This window comes from Actinophytocola sp. (genome assembly GCF_009379765.1).
In the GTDB taxonomy this organism is placed as follows: Bacteria; Actinomycetota; Actinomycetes; order Mycobacteriales; family Pseudonocardiaceae; genus Actinophytocola.
The window spans coordinates 1-16,467 of the sequence record NZ_WHTD01000181.1 but is presented as its reverse complement, the minus strand read 5'-3'; the positions used below and the strand labels follow the sequence as shown (position 1 = coordinate 16,467).

General features: G+C 73.3%; 18 protein-coding genes. 5 read left to right on the top strand and 13 right to left on the bottom strand.

Annotated features, from left to right (window positions below; translation table 11 throughout):
- Positions 1–204: 204 nt before the first annotated feature.
- From GEV28_RS36290 to GEV28_RS36265, 6 genes are read right to left on the bottom strand one after another with little or no spacing between them, the layout of a single operon-like run.
- Positions 205–1,134 (bottom strand): ROK family protein, encoded by a 930-nt coding sequence (locus GEV28_RS36290; protein WP_291417862.1) that lies wholly within the window; start codon positions 1,132–1,134, stop codon positions 205–207.
- 20 nt (positions 1,135–1,154) lie between these two features.
- Entirely contained in the window at positions 1,155–1,508 is a 354-nt protein-coding gene (locus tag GEV28_RS36285; RefSeq protein WP_291417859.1) for a hypothetical protein, read from the bottom strand.
- A complete protein-coding gene (locus GEV28_RS36280) occupies positions 1,505–2,704 on the bottom strand; it encodes an ArsA family ATPase (protein WP_291417858.1) in 1,200 nt (399 codons plus the stop codon). The genes GEV28_RS36285 and GEV28_RS36280 overlap by 4 nt, the downstream gene beginning before the upstream one ends.
- 11 nt (positions 2,705–2,715) lie before the next feature.
- On the bottom strand, positions 2,716–3,153 hold the full coding sequence (locus GEV28_RS36275) for an SRPBCC family protein (protein WP_291417855.1): 438 nt from the start codon (positions 3,151–3,153) through the stop codon (positions 2,716–2,718).
- Positions 3,154–3,180: 27 nt separating this feature from the next.
- A complete protein-coding gene (locus GEV28_RS36270; RefSeq protein ID WP_291417853.1) occupies positions 3,181–3,969 on the bottom strand; it encodes a metallophosphoesterase in 789 nt (262 codons plus the stop codon).
- 9 nt (positions 3,970–3,978) lie between these two features.
- Entirely contained in the window at positions 3,979–4,365 is a 387-nt protein-coding gene (locus GEV28_RS36265; RefSeq protein ID WP_291417851.1) for a polyketide cyclase / dehydrase and lipid transport, read from the bottom strand.
- A gap of 41 nt (positions 4,366–4,406) precedes the next feature.
- Here GEV28_RS36265 and GEV28_RS36260 point away from each other — a divergent pair, with 41 nt between their 5' ends.
- From GEV28_RS36260 to GEV28_RS36240, 5 genes are all read left to right on the top strand, one after another.
- Positions 4,407–5,555 carry an AMP-binding protein gene (locus GEV28_RS36260; RefSeq protein WP_291417849.1) on the top strand — a complete coding sequence of 383 codons (1,149 nt, stop codon included), beginning with the start codon at positions 4,407–4,409 and terminating at the stop codon, positions 5,553–5,555.
- 100 nt (positions 5,556–5,655) lie between these two features.
- On the top strand, positions 5,656–6,699 hold the full coding sequence (locus GEV28_RS36255; RefSeq protein WP_291417847.1) for a CHAP domain-containing protein: 1,044 nt from the start codon (positions 5,656–5,658) through the stop codon (positions 6,697–6,699).
- Positions 6,696–6,998, top strand: a complete 303-nt coding sequence (locus GEV28_RS36250; RefSeq protein WP_291417846.1) for a YbaB/EbfC family nucleoid-associated protein — start codon at positions 6,696–6,698, stop codon at positions 6,996–6,998. The genes GEV28_RS36255 and GEV28_RS36250 overlap by 4 nt, the downstream gene beginning before the upstream one ends.
- Positions 6,998–7,462: a hypothetical protein gene (locus GEV28_RS36245; protein WP_291417844.1), complete on the top strand. Its 465-nt coding sequence runs from the start codon at positions 6,998–7,000 to the stop codon at positions 7,460–7,462. Before GEV28_RS36250 ends, GEV28_RS36245 begins: the two co-directional genes overlap by 1 nt.
- Positions 7,463–7,586: 124 nt before the next feature.
- Complete coding sequence (locus GEV28_RS36240) at positions 7,587–8,045, top strand: hypothetical protein (protein ID WP_291417842.1); 459 nt, start codon at positions 7,587–7,589, stop codon at positions 8,043–8,045.
- A gap of 214 nt (positions 8,046–8,259) precedes the next feature.
- On the opposite strand, the gene GEV28_RS36235 is transcribed toward GEV28_RS36240, so the two are convergent.
- The 7 genes from GEV28_RS36235 to GEV28_RS36205 all read right to left on the bottom strand — a co-directional run bounded on the left by GEV28_RS36235 (position 8,260) and on the right by GEV28_RS36205 (position 16,316).
- Positions 8,260–9,405 carry a glycosyltransferase family 4 protein gene (locus GEV28_RS36235; protein WP_291417840.1) on the bottom strand — a complete coding sequence of 382 codons (1,146 nt, stop codon included), beginning with the start codon at positions 9,403–9,405 and terminating at the stop codon, positions 8,260–8,262.
- A gap of 9 nt (positions 9,406–9,414) precedes the next feature.
- Positions 9,415–10,797 carry a basic secretory protein-like protein gene (locus GEV28_RS36230; protein WP_291417839.1) on the bottom strand — a complete coding sequence of 461 codons (1,383 nt, stop codon included), beginning with the start codon at positions 10,795–10,797 and terminating at the stop codon, positions 9,415–9,417.
- A gap of 78 nt (positions 10,798–10,875) precedes the next feature.
- Complete coding sequence (locus GEV28_RS36225) at positions 10,876–11,931, bottom strand: C40 family peptidase (protein ID WP_291417837.1); 1,056 nt, start codon at positions 11,929–11,931, stop codon at positions 10,876–10,878.
- A gap of 477 nt (positions 11,932–12,408) precedes the next feature.
- Positions 12,409–12,624 carry a hypothetical protein gene (locus GEV28_RS36220; protein ID WP_367115265.1) on the bottom strand — a complete coding sequence of 72 codons (216 nt, stop codon included), beginning with the start codon at positions 12,622–12,624 and terminating at the stop codon, positions 12,409–12,411.
- A 124-nt stretch (positions 12,625–12,748) separates the two neighbouring features.
- Positions 12,749–14,482, bottom strand: coding sequence for a D-alanyl-D-alanine carboxypeptidase family protein (locus tag GEV28_RS36215; RefSeq protein ID WP_291417835.1), 1,734 nt, complete (start codon positions 14,480–14,482; stop codon positions 12,749–12,751).
- A 49-nt stretch (positions 14,483–14,531) separates the two neighbouring features.
- Entirely contained in the window at positions 14,532–14,762 is a 231-nt protein-coding gene (locus GEV28_RS36210; protein WP_291417833.1) for a hypothetical protein, read from the bottom strand.
- Positions 14,763–14,957: 195 nt separating this feature from the next.
- A complete protein-coding gene (locus GEV28_RS36205) occupies positions 14,958–16,316 on the bottom strand; it encodes an NYN domain-containing protein (protein WP_291417831.1) in 1,359 nt (452 codons plus the stop codon).
- Between the last annotated feature and the right edge of the window lie 151 nt (positions 16,317–16,467).

Sequence of the window (16,467 nt, the reverse complement as noted above, 5' to 3'; positions counted from 1 at the left end):
GGCGCCGAACTCCCGACTCAGGACACTGGTGCCCCCGCCGCCCGCCGGGTGGTCGCCGCGTCGCCCGAAGTCGTCGGTGCCCTCCGGAAAATGGTGCGCCGTCCCGCCGGGAGTCGACACATCCGCGCGAGGAGTCGGCGCGCCTACGCGAGGGGTCGACACGTGGGAGGGCGGGGGTCGACACGTGGGAGGGCGGGGGCGGGGTCATCGGGCGTCCTCGGCGGCCAGGGCGGCCGCGCCCACCATCGCGGCGTCGTCGCCCAGTTGGGCGGTGCGGATCCGGGCCAGCGGGCGGTAGCCGGCGCCGGTGATCTTCTTCTTGTAGTGGTCCCTGGCGTCGTCGAGGAACAGGGGCGCGGACTCGGACACGCCGCCCGCGATGACCACGATCTCCGGGTCGTAGATGTCCGCGACCAGCGCCAGGCCCTCGCCCAGCCACGTCGCCAGCTCGGCCATCGCGCGCTGCGCCAGCGGGTCGCCGTCGCGGGCGGCCGCGGCCACCTTGCGACCCGTCACCGCGCGCTTGTCCACCGTCACCTCGCGGGCGAGCACCGTCGACCCGCCCGGGTGGCGGGCCAGCAGCTCCACCGCCGTCGTCGACAGGGCCGTGCCGCTGCAGTAGCGCTCCCAGCACCCCGACTTCCCGCACGGGCACGGCCGGCCGCCGGGCACCAGCGACAGATGCCCCAACTCGGGCGCCACCCCGAACGCGCCGCGGAACAGCGAGCCGTCCAGCAGCAGCCCGCCCCCGATGCCGGTGCCGATCGCCACCAGGAGCGCGACCCGCGAGCCGCGCGCGGCGCCGAAGCGGTACTCGGCCAGCACCGCGGCGTTCGCGTCGTGCTCGAGTACCACCGGCAGGCGCAGCCGCTCGGAGATCCGGTCCGCCACCGGCGCGTGCCGCCACGCGAGGTGCGGCGCGAACATCACCGACCGGCGGTCCGTCGTGACGAAGCCGGCCACGGCCAGCCCGACCGCGGTCACCCGGTGCCGCGCCGCCAGGATCCCCACCGCGGACACGATCGCGTCCTCCAACGCACCCTCGCTCGTCGGCGTGGGCGCGCGGGCGGTGTCGATCACGGTGCCGTACCGGTCCACCACGCCCGCCCGCACACTGGTGCCCCCGATGTCCACCCCGATGGTCGTCTTGGCCCTCAAGCTGGCGGATCTCCCTTGCGGCGCACCGGAATCCGCTGCACCCGCGGCCGGTCGCCGGGCCGCGGCGGCGGGGCGAACCCCGGCATGTGCGGCGCGCCGGGCTCCCACCGGTCGGCGAGCACCGCACGCAGCAGCGCCACCAGGTCGGCGGCCCGGTCGAGGCTCCGCGCGGCAAGCTCGTTCGGTTCGCCGCGGACCAGCGCCGCCACCGCGCACGCGGGGCACCGGCAGCCCGCCGCCGGGGACTCGCCCGAGACCCGGTCCAGCCACGGCCCGGCCCGCTCGGCCACCGCGTCCAGCAGCAGCCGCAGCTCCTCCACCAGCCGGCTACCCGGCGCGTCCGCGGTCACGCCCGCTCCTCGAACCGCAGCACGAGCCCACCGTCCTCGACCGCCGCGTCGGTGACCGTGTGCCGGCGCAGCAGCACCGGCAGCGCGACCAGCCGGCGCGCCCCGTCGACGGTGATCGCGAGGTCGTCGCCGACCCGGGCGAGGTCCAGCTCGCTCGAGTCGGTCAGCGGCAGTGCGACGGTCAGCTCGTAGCCCCCCTCGGCCGTCGTGCGGATACCCAGCAGCGGTCGGACGTCGCCGCCGCCGGCGAAGGGCTCGGCCAGCGGGTCGGCGTCGCCGTACAGCTCCTCCGCCAGCTCCAGCAGCGGGCGGGTGCCGACCGGCTCGGCCGGCCGGTGCTCCACCAGGTGCACCCGCAACGGCGTCGAAGCGTCCAGTTCGGACAGTACCGCGTCCTGCTCGGCCCTCCGGATACGCAGCCAGCTCGCCGCCGGTCCGCGCCACGGTATAGATGCTCGACCCCGCAAGCGGGTCTTCGGTATAGATGCTCGACCCCGCAAGCGGGTCTTCGGCCTTGCCCTCGGCAGGAGCCGGTTCGCGACGAGGCTGTCGACCCGGATCCCGCGCAGTGCCAACGCGGCGAGCGTCCGGCGGGTCTCGGCGACGACGAGCCGCTCCGGCGTCAGTACCAGCCGGACACTCGTCACCGCCGGGTCGACGAGCAGCCGGCGCAGGTCGGCCAGATGAGCGGCGAGCGTGCCGAGCGAGGGCGCGGCACGGTGCAGCCGGTCCACGTAGCCGGCCACCGCCTCGGGCAGCGCCAGCAGCCGCAACGTCTCCGCCGTCGGTCCACAGTCGACGACCACGACCTCCCACGGGCCCTCGCGCGCGAGCCGGGCCACCTCGGTGAGGGCGAGCAGCTCGTCCACCCCGGGCAGCACGGTGAGCTCCGCGGCGTCCAGCTCGTCGAGCCCCGCCCCGGCGAGTGCGGTGCGCAGCTGGCGCCGGATGTCCTGCCACGCCTTGTCGACGAGCCCGCGAGCGTCCACATGGGCCGCGTACAGGCAGGTGTCCACTTCGGATGGCTCGGTGGTGAGCCCGCGGCCGAAGACGTCGCCGAGCGAGTGCGCCGGGTCGGCCGAGGCGACGAGAACCTTGCGCCCGCCGACCGCCAGCCGGGCAGCCGTCGCCGCGGCGAGGGTGGTCTTGCCGACCCCTCCCTTGCCGGTGAACAGCAGAATCCGCGCACCCGCCATAGAGCCCGGGCCTACGCGCCCTCGACCCGGCGCTTGAGCTCCTTCAGCGCGATGTCCATGATCATTTTCTCGGCCTTGCGCCGGAACAGGCCGATCATCGGCACGGCCAGCTGGACCGCCAGCGTGTAGGTGACCCGGGTCTTGTCGCCCTCCGGGGTGAGCAGGTAGCGGCCGTTCTGCGAGCGCTGCATCTGGCCCTTGACGAGCGTCCAGCTCACCGACAGCCCGTCGGCGGCCCAGTCGTACGCGAGCGTGTAGACGTCCTTGAACGGCCCGGCGTCGAGGGTGAACCGCACCTGCAGCGCCTTGCCGTCCGACCCCTCCGCCAGGACCTCGGTCTTCTTCACCGCGTTGGCCCATTCCGGGTACGCCGGAAAGTCCGCGATCACCGGCATGATGTCCTGCGGTGGCGCGTCGACCACGATGGACTGGGTGGACTCATCGGCCATGCCGGGGAGGCTACCCGGTCACGCCTCCTACCAGCGCAGCACGTACGGCCGCTGGGTCCGCTGGAAGTGGCCGACGTTGGCGCATTCGGTGTACGACAGCCGCATGCGCGGCGCGAGCGGCTGGTGCACGTGCCCGAACACCGCCCAGCGCGGGTGCTGGGTCATGATCAGCTCCAGCAGCGCGGCCGAGCCGAACTCCGAGCGCCGGGACACCACGTCGTAGGTCAGCTCGGGCACGTCGGGCGGCACGTGGCTGCACAGCACGTCCACGTCGGTGAGCCCGGCGAGGGCCGCGGCGATCTCCTCGTCGGTGCGCAGGTAGGCGTGGAACACCCCGCCCCGGCGCCGCACCGCGCCGGGCGGCAGCAGCGCGCCGCCGACGAAGCCGAACCGCAGCCCGCCGATCTCGACCACCTCGCCGTCGAGGATCCGCACGTTGTCCCCGGCATACTCCGGCCACAGCGCCGGCAGGTCGACGTTGCCCGGTGTGGCATAGGTCGGGACGGTCATCGCGGCGAAGATCCGGGAGTACTGGTCGCGGATGGCCTCCTCGACCACCGCGCCGGGGTCGGTCACGCTCGTCCACAGCGTCCGCGCGAACGCCGCCAGCTCGTTGTGCTGCCGCTCCCGGCGCAGCTTCGCGAACGTCGCCATCGCGTCCGGGCCGAACACCGTGCCCATGATCCCGCCGGAGTGGTCGTGGTAGTCGACGAAGTCGATCAGGTCGCCGAGCACCACGAGGGCGTCGGCGCCGTCCCCCGCCTTGGCCAGTGCCTCGGCGTTGCCGTGCACGTCGGACACCACGTGAACCCGCACGATCGCAGGTTAGCTCGCCGGCGGCGGGCACCCCGGGCGCCGGCTGTCCTCCAGGACGCCCTTGAGGTCGAGCGCGACGGCCTTCGCGGCCAGCTGGCGGCGGGTCTTCTCGCGGCGCAGCCGGGCCGGCCGGGCGTCGGCGCCCGGCGGCGGGTCCGCACGCAGGAAGTAGTGCAGCAAGGTGCCGTCGAGCATCGGCTCGAGCCAGACCTCCATGGTGCCGACCAGCGCACCGGCCACGGTCCAGCGCAGCCCCTCGACACCGCGGTCGGCGTAGACCGAAAGCCGCAGGTCCGGCCAGAACCGCCGGCACGCGCCGGGATCGGCGAACGCGGCGGCCACCGAACCGGGCGGCACGGCGAGGAACGTCTCGTCGATCACATCCACCGCGGGCACCCGTGCAGCATGTCACGTGACGTTCACGCTAGTTTCGTGGTGTGACCGACGGGGAGACCAGTGCGGCGAGCCTGACCGACATGGTCATGGCTAACGCGGAGCGGTTCGGGGGCACGATCGGGGTACGCCGCCGGACCGACGGCTCCTGGCTGGACGTCACCACCCGCGAGTTCGCGAGCCAGGTGGTCGACGTCGCCAAGGGACTCATCGCGGCGGGGCTGCGGCCGGGTGACCGGATCGCCCTCTACGCCGGCACGCGCTACGAGTGGACGCTGTTCGACTACGCCGCCTGGGCGGCCGGCTGCCAGACGGTGCCGATCGCCCCCGACGCCGCGGTCGAGGACGTCGAGTGGATCCTGTCCGACTCCGGCGCCTGCGCGATCGTGCTGGAGACCGGCGCGCACCGGGAGACGCTGCGCCGGATCGTCGCCCGGCTGCCCGAGATCGGCTGGGTCTGGCAGCTCGACGGCGGTGGTGCCGAGGCTGTCGATGGCGACCCCGACGCCGACGTGATGGCGGCGGTCGCGGAGCTGACCGAGCTCGGCGAGGAGGTCGACGACACCGTCGCGCGCGAGCGCAGGCTCGCGGTCACGACCGACGCGGTGGCCACGCTCGTCTACCCGACCGGCGCAACCCACCCCAAGCGGGTGGAGCTGACCCACGGCGAGGTGCTCGCCGAGGTCCGCAGGGTCATCGCGCGCTTCGCCCCCGTGCTGCGGGCGGGCAACTCCCTGCTGGTGCTGCTGCCGCTCGCCGACCTCGGCGCCCGGCTGCTGTCGCTGGCCTGCGTCTACACCCGCACCACGCTCGGCCACGTGCCCGACGCCGACAACCTGGTCACCGACCTGGGCATGTTCCGACCGCGGACCATCGTGGCCGACACGAGCCTGCTGCGCGACCTGCACGCCGCGGCGCGGGAGAAGGCCGCCGCCGAGGGCCGCTCGACGGTGTTCGACGCGGCCGCGTCGGTGGCCGTCCGGTACGGCGCCCGGAGCCGGCCGTCGCTGGCGCTGCGCCTGCAGCACGCGCTCGCCGACACGGTGGTCTACCCGAAGCTGCGGGCGGCGTTCGGCGGCCGGTGCGTCGCCGCGGTCACCTCGGGCGCGCCGCTCGACGCAGAGCTCGTCCGGTACTACCGCGGCATCGGGATCGCGGTCCACGAGCTGCCCGCCGGTGCGCCGACGGCCTGATCGTGCACCCGATGTGCCCATCCGTGCAGCGCCGCTTCCGCTGAGCGAGCGGCCCGGCGCAAGGTTGCCTCGTCGCCCACACACGGGAGAGGACGGGGCCGTGGAGAGCAGGGTCATCGCACGCAAGGCCGCCGGGCAGCTGATCGCGCACCGCAACAGCCTGGCCGGCAAGGCCGAGGACGCCCACCAGGCGCACGCCGCGCTCGACACCGCGGCGAAGACGGTCGAGCGTCACCACGACGACCACAGGTCGGGCGCGGCCGCCGCGACGAGCCACTGGGACGGTCGCAACGCCGCCGGGTTCGACCGGCGCGCCCGGCGGATGACCAAGGCGCTGCGGACGACATCGACGGCGTCGACGAAGGCAGCGGAGATCGTGGGCGCCACCGCCGCGTCGCTGGGCTCGAACCACACGGCGGTCGCGAACCTGGTCGAGGAGTACACGACGAAGGCGACGCGGCTGCTGGACGCCGCCCGCGGGGTGACCGGGGCCGGCGCGCAGGGGGCGCTGGTGCGGGCCGCCGGCCAGGTCGTCGACCTGGCGCGGGACTACACCAACGAGTCGATCCGGCATGTCCGCTCGGTGCGGGGACAGATGAAGGACGCCGCCGAGGCGCTGGGCAAGCTCGAGCGAACCGTCGAGCACGACGGGTTCGCGGACCCGACCCGGCGAGGGCGCAAGCACACCGGGTCGAAGGCGAAGGCGGCGCCGCCGAAGACGAGGTCGGGCGTCCGCAACAAGATCAAGAAGATCGCGCGGGGCCAGCTCGGCTACCACGAGGGCCCCGGCAACCAGAACAAGTACGGCCCGACCGGCGCGTGGTGCTCGAACTTCGCCACCTGGGTGTGGAAGAAGTCGGGTGTGGACATAGGGATCCTTCCGTTCACCGGCGACGTCTACCACTGGGGCCAGGAGCACGGCCTCGCGTACGGCAAGCACAACCTCGACGCCGCGAGGCCCGGTGACGTGCTGCTGTTCGGGACCGGGCCGGAGAGCACGCAGACGAGCACGCACATCGGGATCGTGGAGAGCGTCCACGGCGACAAGGTGACGCTCGTCGAGGGCAACTCGTCGGACAAGGTGCAGCGGGTGACCCACACGCTGTCGAGCTCGACGTTCTACGGAGGGGTGCACCCACGATGAGTGAGATCACCGGGGCCGCTTCGGCCGGCGGGATCCGGGTCGAGGTCTACCCGGGCGGGGCGCTGTCGTCGCTGGCGCTGGACCGGCGGGCCATGGCGCAGGGGTCGCGTGCGCTGGCGGCCGGCATCCTCGCCGCGGTCGACCAGGCCACGGCGGTAGCGAACCAGCGGACGAAGGCGGCGCTGCGCGAGGCCCTGGACGGACTGGGCGAGGACGAGCTGACCCTGCTGGGCCTCAACCAGGACATGGCGGCGACCGAACGCGCCGAGACGACGACACCGGACTCCTGGAGGGCCTGATGGGGTACGAGAGTTACACCGTCGACCAGCTCATCGAGGCCAACTCCGCGCTGAACGACCAGGCGGACGGACTGTTCGACCGGCTGGGCCGGATCACCGCCGCCGCGGCGGGGCGAGGCGTCGAGGTACGGGTGAACCTCGAGGGCCGGCTGGTCGCGCTCGACCTCTCCCCCGAGGCGATGGCCCTCGAGCCCGACGAGCTCGCCGCGGAGATCTACCGGCTCACCCAGGAGGCGTCGGCCACCGCACTGTCCGCGGGCCTGGCCGCGCTGGAGCCGGTGGCGGGCGAGGAGCTGACGGCGGAGCTGGCACAGGTCATCGCCGCCCGGCCGCGACCCCGGCCGGCCGCCCCGGTGCCGGCTCCCGCCCCCGTCGAGCGGGAGCCGGCACCGGTGGTCCGGGTGCGCACGCTCGACGACGCCGACGACTTCTCGGCCGTCGAGTCGTGGGCCGTACCACGCTGACCGCCGAACACGAAGACGCCAAACCGACCAACTGCGTTGCGCTTCTAACCGGCGACGCGCGGTAACAGTGGACCTGCGCTACCGGCCACTCCATGATGGGGCCAATCCGGAAGCGAGGGCCAGGATGGTCAACTCCCGATACCTCACGAACGCCGTCGAAGACCACGTGCGGGACGTGTTGTCGGACAAGTACGAGACCGTGTTCACCAGGCAGGTCCTGCGTTTGCAACCGGGCGGGTACCACGAGTTCGACGCCGTGTCGGACAACCGGCGCATCGTGGCGTCGATCAAGACCGCGTCGGGTGGCCGGCACCCGACGGGCAACGTGCTGAACTGCATCGCCGAGCTGTACTTCCTGTCGCTCGTGCGGGCCAGCAAGCGGATCCTGGTCCTGACGTCTGCGGAGCTCCAGCAGCTGTTCGCGCGGACCATGGACGGCAAGGTCGCGCACGGGATCGAGACCGTGCACATCCCGCTGCCCACGGAGGTCGCGTCCCGGGTCGCGGCGGTGCAGCTGGCCGCGAGCGACGAGATCCAGCCGGTCCTGGACGCGGCCGAGCTACGCGCCGTCGGCGGACACTAGTGTCCTGAGTCGGGAGCTCGGCGCCAGATCCGGTGATCCGCGTGGTGGCTGGCAAGGCGGCGGGAAGTTCCTCGTACCGGGTCGTACTCGGGCTTTCCGCCAACGCCGCCAACCGCCGCGCGGGCGCCGGAGGTGGTGTCGAATCTCCGACTCAGGACACTTGTGTCCCCCGCCGGATCATCGGCCGCGCGACTCGTGATCCGCCAGAAGCGCCCTAGACCGCGCCGCCGTCGAGGAGGCGGGCCAGGCGGGTGGCGATGTCCTCCCAGCGCCAGTGGCGGGACACCCACCTGCGGCCGGCCTCACCCATCTCCGTCGCCCAGGTCGGGTCGGCCAGCAGGTCGCCGACCTTCTCGGCGATCCGGGTGACGTCGCGGCCGTCGACCACGTTGCCGGTCACGCCGTCCAGCACGGTCTCCGGGGCGCCGCCGGACCGGCCGGCCACCACCGGCAGACCGGACGCGGACGCCTCCAGGTACACGATCCCCAGGCCCTCGACATCCAGCCCGCGGCCGTGGGTGCGGCAGGGCATCACGAAAACGTCGCCCGCGACGTAGTGCGCCGGCAGCTCCTCCCACGGCACCCGGCCGGTCATGATCACGTGGTCGGCGACGCCGAGCTGCTCGGCCATCGCGCGCAGGCGGTCCCGGTAGGGCCCGCCGCCGACGAGGAGCAGCGCCGCCTCCGGGACCCGCTTGCGGATCTGCGGCAGCGCCTTGATCAGCATGTCCTGGCCCTTGCGCGGCCAGAGGCGGGACACGCACACCGCGGTCGGCCGGTCGCCCAGGCCGTAGCGGGCCCGGATCTCCTTGCGGGCGGCGAAGTTCGGCGCGAACTGCGCCGTGTCCACGCCGGAGGGCAGGTACTCCAGCGCCGCCATCGGGCCGAACGCCGAGGCGAACCGGGAACGGGTGTACTTGCTCACGAACGTCACGACGTCGGTGGTCGAGCCGATGCGGCGCAACGCCTGCCGCGCGACCGGGAGCATCGACCAGCCGACCTCGTGGCCGTGCGTGCTGGCGACGACCCGGCGCGCACCCGCCGCCCGCAGCTGCGGTGCCAGCAGGGCGAGCGGGGCGGCCGCGCCGAACCAGACGGTGTCGCAGCCCTCGGCCCGCAGGATCTCGCGGGCCCGCCGGGCGACGTCCGGGGTGGGCAGCATCAGACCGGCCTTGTGCCGGATCACCGGGAAGGGCTGCTCGGCGTCGAACTCGGGGTGTGAGCCGGTGTGGTGCGTCCACGACGGCGCGTAGACCACGAGGTCCTGGTCGGGCAGCCGGGTCGCGAGCGCGTGCAGGTACGACTGAATCCCACCAGGACGAGGCGGGAAGTCGTTGGTCACCACCAAGGTCCGAGGCACCGGCAAACCCTACTTGAGCGCGTCCCGCAGGTAGTGCTGCCAGCCCCCCACGAGCTCGGCCCGGTCCGCCCCCAGAACCTCCCTCAGCAGGTCATCGGTCCTGCTCGCGGACGCGGGACCCACCGCGGCGAGCTTGCGGTACAGCGTGATGAGCGTCTCCTCGCCGTACCGGTCGGCGATGTAGCGGGCCAGCGACCAGCTCTGCTGGTAGGCCTGGTCCAGCTCGGAGCCGTTGGACCGGAACGCCCGGTCCTCCGGCAGGGACGTGGGCGGGCCGTCGTAGCGGACCCGCCGGGCCAGGTCCGGGGCACCCTCCTCGAGCGTCACGCCGCTGTCTCGGTAGCCCACGTAGTCCGCGAAGCCCTCCAGGAGCCACGTCGGCGAGCCGTCCACGGTGTCGGCGCGCGCGGCGAGGTGGGTGATCTCGTGCCGCAGCACCACCCGAAGCGACGGGATCGACAGCGCCCGCACACCGTTCGGGCTCAGCACGACCCGCTGGCCCGCGACCGTGCGGGTGGCGTTGTCGACCCGGTCCGCGACGGCGACCGCGACCACCGACTCGACCGGGAAGTTCGGTCCGACCAGCGCGCGCATCTCGCCGGGCGAGTCGGGGAGCATCAGCACCACCCGCTCCGACCAGGACGTCGGCCAGATCTCGCTGACGGCGCGGACCGCCGGGTCCAGCTCGTGGACCAGCCGGTCGACCATCGGCTCGTCGCCCGGGTGGCTCAGCACGATGCCGTGCTCGGCGGCGGTGACCTCACACGGCCCGAAGTCCCACGGCCCGCGCCAGGTGCGCCGGCCGAGCCGGTCCAGCGCGTTGTCCGAGCGCAGGTACCAGGCGCCGTCGTGCCGGGCGAACAGGTAGCCCATGGCCCGGCTGGTCGGTGTGACGTCGCCGCCGCGCAGGGCGTAGCGCAGGTCGACCGCGGGTGCCCACAGCTCCGCGGCGTCGGCCCCCTCGCCGGTCCCAGCACCGGTCCCAGCACCGGTCACGGTGTCGGGAAGGTAGGTGACGTCCAGCGTGTCGTCGGGGTGCAGCCGGTAGGACCACTCGGTCAGCGGCACGCCCGCGAGGTTGGCGAACAGCCGCTGCTGGCTGGAGCGGAACGGCTCGTCGGCCGCCGGGTCGACGGTGGCGAGGAAGGCCCGCTCGTCCCGGTCGCGGACGGCCTTGGCGCGGCGGCCCAGCAGGTCGCCGATGGCCTCGGCGCGGGTGGCGTCGGCCTGGTCGACCGGCGGCGCGGGGGTGGCCGCGCCCAGCGGCTGGCCGGGACCGGGAGCGGCCGGGAAGACGTCCTGGCCAGGGACGGCGACCAGGGCGAGGCCACCGAGGATGGTCGCGGCCACCGCCGCGCCCAACCACGTCCGCAGGCTCGCCCGGTCGGTCACGGACTGAATGCTAGGGCCACATGCGACTCGGGACCGGTGCGGCGCGCACCGGTCCCGAGTCTTTCCGATCTTGTTATGTCAGCCGGCGATGCGACGCGCACCCAGGAAGTCGCCGCCACCGCCCGAGGGCGCGGCACCGGTCTTCACCGGGGTGCCCGAGGTGGACGCGTGCACCAGCATGCCGTCGCCGATGTACATCGCCACGTGGTGGATCGAGCTCGGGCTGCCACCGTAGAACAGCAGGTCACCTACCTGCCACTGGCCGTACGCCACGGACTTGCCGTAGCCGTACTGCGCGCGGCTGGAGTGCGGCAGGCTGATGCCGGCCGCGGCGTAGGCGTACATGGTCAGGCCGGAGCAGTCGAAGTTCTCCGGTCCGGCCGCGCCGTAGACGTACCACTTGCCGCGCTGCTGCATGGCAACCTCGGCGGCGCGACCACCCGCGCCGGGCGGACCCAGGTAGACGCTGTTGTCCACCGGACCGGACAGCTGCTCCTGGTCGGCGCCGCTCAGCTCGTTGTACGCGGCCTGGACCTTGTCCTTGCGGGCGTCCAGATCCTTCTTGGTCTTGGCGATCTTGTCCGTCAGCGCTCGGGCCGCGTTGGTCGCGTCCTCCGCGCTCTTCTGCGCGGCGGTGGACTTGGTCTGCGAGTCCGCGGCCAGGTTCACCGCCCCGGTCATCTTCGCCAGCGCTTCCTCGTTGTCCGACGCCAGCACGCCCAGGGCCGCGGCACGCTCGAGGAAGTCCTCCCTGGAGGACCCGGTGAGCAGGGCGGAGATCTTGTTGAACCGGGCACCCTGGAACGAGGCGCTGGTCAGGTTGTCGACCTGGCCGCGGAACGCCTCTTCGTCTGCCGCCGCCCGCGCCATGGCGGCCTTCGCCTTCGCGAGGTCGGCGTTGGCCTTGTTGAGCTGCGCCTTCTTCTTGCCCAGGTCGGTCTTGGCGGCGAGCCAGTCCTCGTTGACCTTTTCGGCCTGTGCCGTGAGCTCCCGGTACTGCTCGAGGGCTTCCGACGCGGTGTCCGGTGGGGGCTGCTGATGTGCGGGAGGAAGCGCGAGCGCCGGTGAGGGGGAGACACTCACCACCACGATGGCGGCGGTGACGCTCACTGCTGCCCGAAATGCGCGCTTCATTCGATGCGACGCCACGTTCGCGCGGGTCTCCTTCGTCCTTCGGACCGCCGACGGGGCTCGAGGCACGTCTTCAGACCGCGTTCAGCCGCAACAACGGCCGCGCGCTCAGTGCTCTCGCCCCACCGTGGGGGGAATCCGGTCCAACCTCCCCGACAAAGGCTGACTCGGCGGCGATCCCGCGTAGCGGCCCCGGGGTGGGCCACGTTCGGCCGCGAGATCTCGGACAGGTTACGAAAAGTGAGTCCGTGCGTCTACCGGGGCCCGCGAAAAAAGTGGTTCGGACCCTTGGAACACCAATGGAGCAGTCCCAACTTCGTTGTGTGACCACCACAACACCGCAGTTCACCCGGTCCGCGGCGGACGCTACGTCCGTTCGGCGACGCGAGACGACCGTTCGGCGACGGGCCTCGACTGCCGCGCGTGTTCGCCCGATCACTGTGTCGAACGCTGTGTCGAATTGTTCACTTTCGCCCCTGGTCACGCGGATTTGTCGATGGGTGTGAGCCGTAGTCGGGGGACGATGCCCGCCCTCCCCAGGGCATCGATGGCGCGTTGCTCGGAGGCGTCCAGCTCCACGTTCGGCGGTGCGCCCAGGAGCACGCTGACCACGCAGTCGCCACAGGCGAGCCCACGCACCACACAGCTGTCGCAGTCGATGACCATTCCCTGCTCCTTGCGGTTCGAGTTCCTCATGAACCAAACGCTAGAGAAGGGGTCCGACATTTTTGCCGGTTCGCTCCGCTCTCTCGCCAACACGCCGTCTTCCTCCGTGCGCTGCTCGGCGCACGCTCCTTCGGCCCCGCTCACGGAACGGGACTCATCCCGTGAACTCCCAGTGCCAGGGTTCCTCCCGGCCGTGGCCGGGGCGCGCCCAGAGCGGGTTCGACCAGCCGAACCGCGGCGCGTTGGCGGCGAGCCACGCGTACTCGGCGCTCGCGAAGGACTGGGCGCCGCCGCACAGGTCCAGAGCCATCGCCCAGCCGTGGTTGCTGATGCCGGGCACGGCCGCGAGTGCCGGCTTCGTGCCGTAGAGGCTGACTTGCTCGGCGAAAGTCCGGTAGGAGTCCGTTACGCAGGCTCCCCGACCGAACGTGGCGGCATACGCGCTGGTCAGCGCCCCGAACGCGGCGGCGGCGTCGCAGCGCAGCACATGCTTGCCGACGCCGATCCGGCAGAGCGCGGTGAGCGGGATGAAGCCGTTCGGGTAGCCGCCCCAGGCACCGGGTGCCTCGCCGGGCGCGCGGGGCGGGAGCTCGACACCGCCGCAGCGCCAGGGCAGGCCGCCGTCGTCGGCCTTCGGCACCGCCCTGGCCGGGCTGGCGCCGAGCGACGGGCGGGCGACGCCGAGGACGGTGTCGCCCGCGGGCAGGTCGGTGACCACGACGCCGGCCAGCCGGGCGTCCGCGGTGAGCATCGTGCGCCCGTCGAGCACGATGCCGACGCCCTGCACGCCGTATCGCTCCGGACCGAGAAAGACCAGGTCACCGGGCTGCGCCTGGGCCGGAGGGATCGCCGGCAGGACGGCCATCTGCCGGGCGGCGCCTACGGGGAGGCCACCGAACGCGGCCCGCACGAGACCGTCGCAGGAGTACGCGGCCGGGCCGGTGCCGCCACTGCCACTGCCGGGCACGTAGGGCTTGCCGAGCGCGTCGACGGCCCTGGTCACGGCCGCGATCGTCTCCTTCGGCAGGACGAGCAGGACCTCTCCGGAAGCGAGTGTGATACTGACCACACCACGCTGCCCGGGCAGTGGTTCCAGGCCCGCGGGTAGTGTCGCGGGGTCGCGCAGCGCGGCGGCGAGCGGCGGCTCGATGCCGGCCTTCGCAAGCTTGTCCAGGTACGCGCGCCAGTTGGCCGCGGTCCGGTCGTTGCGCTGCTTCTGGTCGCGCTGCTGGTCGACCACCGCCGCGTCGGTGTCCGCGATGACGCCGGCGAGCTCCGAGGAGACGGAGGCGGCCCGGTTGCTCGCGTCCTCGGTACGCCGGTCGAGGTCGGCCCGGCGGCTCGCGGCGTCGGCCCGGGTGGCGTCGGCGGCTCGCTCGGCCTCCTCCGCGGCGGTCTGCCGGCGGACGGCGCCGCCGAGACGGGTGTCCTGGTCGGCGCGCAGGCGATCGAGGAAGCCTGCGCCGTCGAGGAACTCGTCGGGGCCCGCGGACATCAGGGCGCGGAGCTCGGTGGGCTGGGCCAGCGAGGAGTAGACGGCGGCGGTGTAGGCGTCGACCTCGGCCTGCTGTGCCGCGACGGTCGCGTCGGCCCGCTCGCGGGCGGTGCGCGCGGCGGAGGCGGCATCGGTGGCGTCGGCCAGGTCGCGCTCGGCGTCGTGGATCTTGCCGGCGAGGTCTGCGAGCTCCTGCTGCACGCCGGCCGCGGTCCGCTGGAGCTGGGCGACCTTCGGATCGGCGAACGCCTCGCCGGGGCGGGGATCGGTGCGCGGCGCACCGGGCGCGCCCGCCTCGGGCCCGGGTTGGGCGGAGGTGCTCGGCGCCAGAAGGAGGGCGACCGCCAGCGCCAGCCCTGCGCAGAGACTGGCACGTGCCCGGATGACGCGCAAACCCCACCTCCTTTACCGGTAACAACGCCCGGCGAGGGCCGGAGATGCGTCACCCGATGAGGTAGCGCCGCGTGCCGTCCTCGACGGCCTCGAGTCGCCCGCCGCAGGCGTCGATGGCGCGCCGAGAGGCGACGGTGTCCTCGTCGCACGTCACGAGCGCCGGGTCGATCCCCATCGCCCGGGTGACCACGAGGCTCTGCCGGAGGATCCCGGTCGCGTGGCCGCGCCGCCGGTGCGCGGGCAGGACGCCGTACCCGATGTGGCCGCCCTCGCGACGCAACGCGTCGCCCCGCTCACCCGGATGGGTCGTCGGGCCGGCCCAGGTACGCCGCCCAGGACAGGCCCGGCTCGAGCCCCGAGCCCGAAGACGAACCCCTCGAGCGCCATCACCACGTGCGCGGCGCGGAACGCGGCCTCGTCGGGGGCCGCGGCGGCCGCAGCCGCAGCTCTGCCATGCGCCCCCTTATATAGAGGTTCAGGAGCGGCCGAGACGGGCCAGCAGCACCGCCGACGGCACCGGGTGGGCGCCGCGGCGGCGGACCGAGTCGGCCACCGCCCGGTCCGAGGTCACCACGACGACCGGGCGACCCTCCGGCTCCGCGGTGACCAGCGCGCGGATCACGTCGTCGGCAAGGACGCCCGGGTCGCTGAACAGCACCCGGACGCCGCGCGGGGCGGTCGTGGGCACGGCCACCACGCCCGCGCCGTCGAACACCAGCGTCACCTCGGCGGAGGTGCGGGCCGCGAGGGCGGCCAGCTGGCGGATCAGCCGCTCCCGCTGGTCGGACAGCGACAGCTCCGGATAGCCCGTCTTCGTCACGTTGTAGCCGTCCACCACCAGGTGCACCGACGGCAGCGCGAGCAGCCGCTCCAGGGCCGCCGGGTCCTCGACCCGGCTCACCGAGCCCTGGGCCTCGGTCGCGCCACGCACCAGGTCCGCGGGCCGCGGGCCGGAGCCGCCGAGGGCCAGCTCGCGGCGCAGGCCGGTGACCGCCCCGTCCAGGGTGTCGACGAGCAGGGCCAGCCGGACCTCGTCGGCCTGGCGGGCCTCGCGGGCGGACTGGCGGGCGATGTCCGCGTCGGCCTCGGCACGTTCGGCCCGGGCGCGTTCGGTCTCCGCGCGCTCCTGCTCCCGGTCGCGCTGCTCGGTCAGCGCGGTCAGCTTCGCGGTCGTCTCGGCGCGGACACGTTCCATCTCCGTGCTCGCCCGTGCGGCCTCGTCGCGGGCCTCGCGCACCTTGACCCCCTGCTCGCGCAGGCGCTTGCGCAACCGCTCCAGCTCGACCTCGCCCTCCTGGCGCACCCGGTCGACGGCGTCCTGCACCGAGTCCAGCTCGCCACGCAGCTTGGCCAGCTCGTTCTCCGCGCGGTCGGCCCGCACGACGGCCGAGTCCCGTTGCGCGCGCAGCGACGCGTCGGACGCCCGGCGCGCGACCAGCTCCAGGTAGTGCCCCGCGGTCTCCTCGCCGAGCAGCACCGCGGCCGCGGCGACCGCCACCGGGTCCTCGCTGGTCAGGTCCAACGTGGCCGGCCGGTGCTTGCGGCACCACTCCACCACGGCCGTCCGGAAGGCCGACGAGTCGCGCAGGCTCGCGATGAGCGGCGCACCGCCCAGCCGCGCCCGCTTGGCCGGCGTGAACCGAGCCACCGCACGCAGCTGCTGGGGGATGTCCACTTGGGGCAGGGCGCCGATCGCCTCGGCGCCGAGCTCCGCGATCCGGCCGCGGACCGCGTCCGGCAGCGCCGACCAGTCCACAGTGGACTCCACAGGGCCGGAGGTCTCGGGAGGGTCCCCGAGCTCGTCCGGTCCCACCGGTTCGGTCGACGGTGCCATCCCCACAGGTTAGGCCATGTCTCGCGGATCTTGGATCGTGGTATTCGCGCCCAGATGCCCCCTGGCCGCGTTGTCGGAAGGCCCGAATACAACCCGGTATGAGCGACCTTCCGCCGCCTTGCCAGGAGCCATCTGGATCACGAATCCCATC

Excerpts from the sequence above, each read along its gene's own strand:
- GEV28_RS36205 (WP_291417831.1), bottom strand. The coding sequence starts at position 16,316 with ATGGCACCGTCGACCGAACCGGTGGGACCGGACGAGCTCGGGGACCCT.
- GEV28_RS36250 (WP_291417846.1), top strand. The coding sequence starts at position 6,696 with ATGAGTGAGATCACCGGGGCCGCTTCGGCCGGCGGGATCCGGGTCGAG.
- GEV28_RS36240 (WP_291417842.1), top strand. The coding sequence starts at position 7,587 with ATGGTCAACTCCCGATACCTCACGAACGCCGTCGAAGACCACGTGCGG.
- GEV28_RS36275 (WP_291417855.1), bottom strand. The coding sequence starts at position 3,153 with ATGGCCGATGAGTCCACCCAGTCCATCGTGGTCGACGCGCCACCGCAG.
- GEV28_RS36220 (WP_367115265.1), bottom strand. The coding sequence starts at position 12,624 with ATGAGGAACTCGAACCGCAAGGAGCAGGGAATGGTCATCGACTGCGAC.
- GEV28_RS36245 (WP_291417844.1), top strand. The coding sequence starts at position 6,998 with ATGGGGTACGAGAGTTACACCGTCGACCAGCTCATCGAGGCCAACTCC.
- GEV28_RS36225 (WP_291417837.1), bottom strand. The coding sequence starts at position 11,931 with ATGAAGCGCGCATTTCGGGCAGCAGTGAGCGTCACCGCCGCCATCGTG.
- GEV28_RS36280 (WP_291417858.1), bottom strand. The coding sequence starts at position 2,704 with ATGGCGGGTGCGCGGATTCTGCTGTTCACCGGCAAGGGAGGGGTCGGC.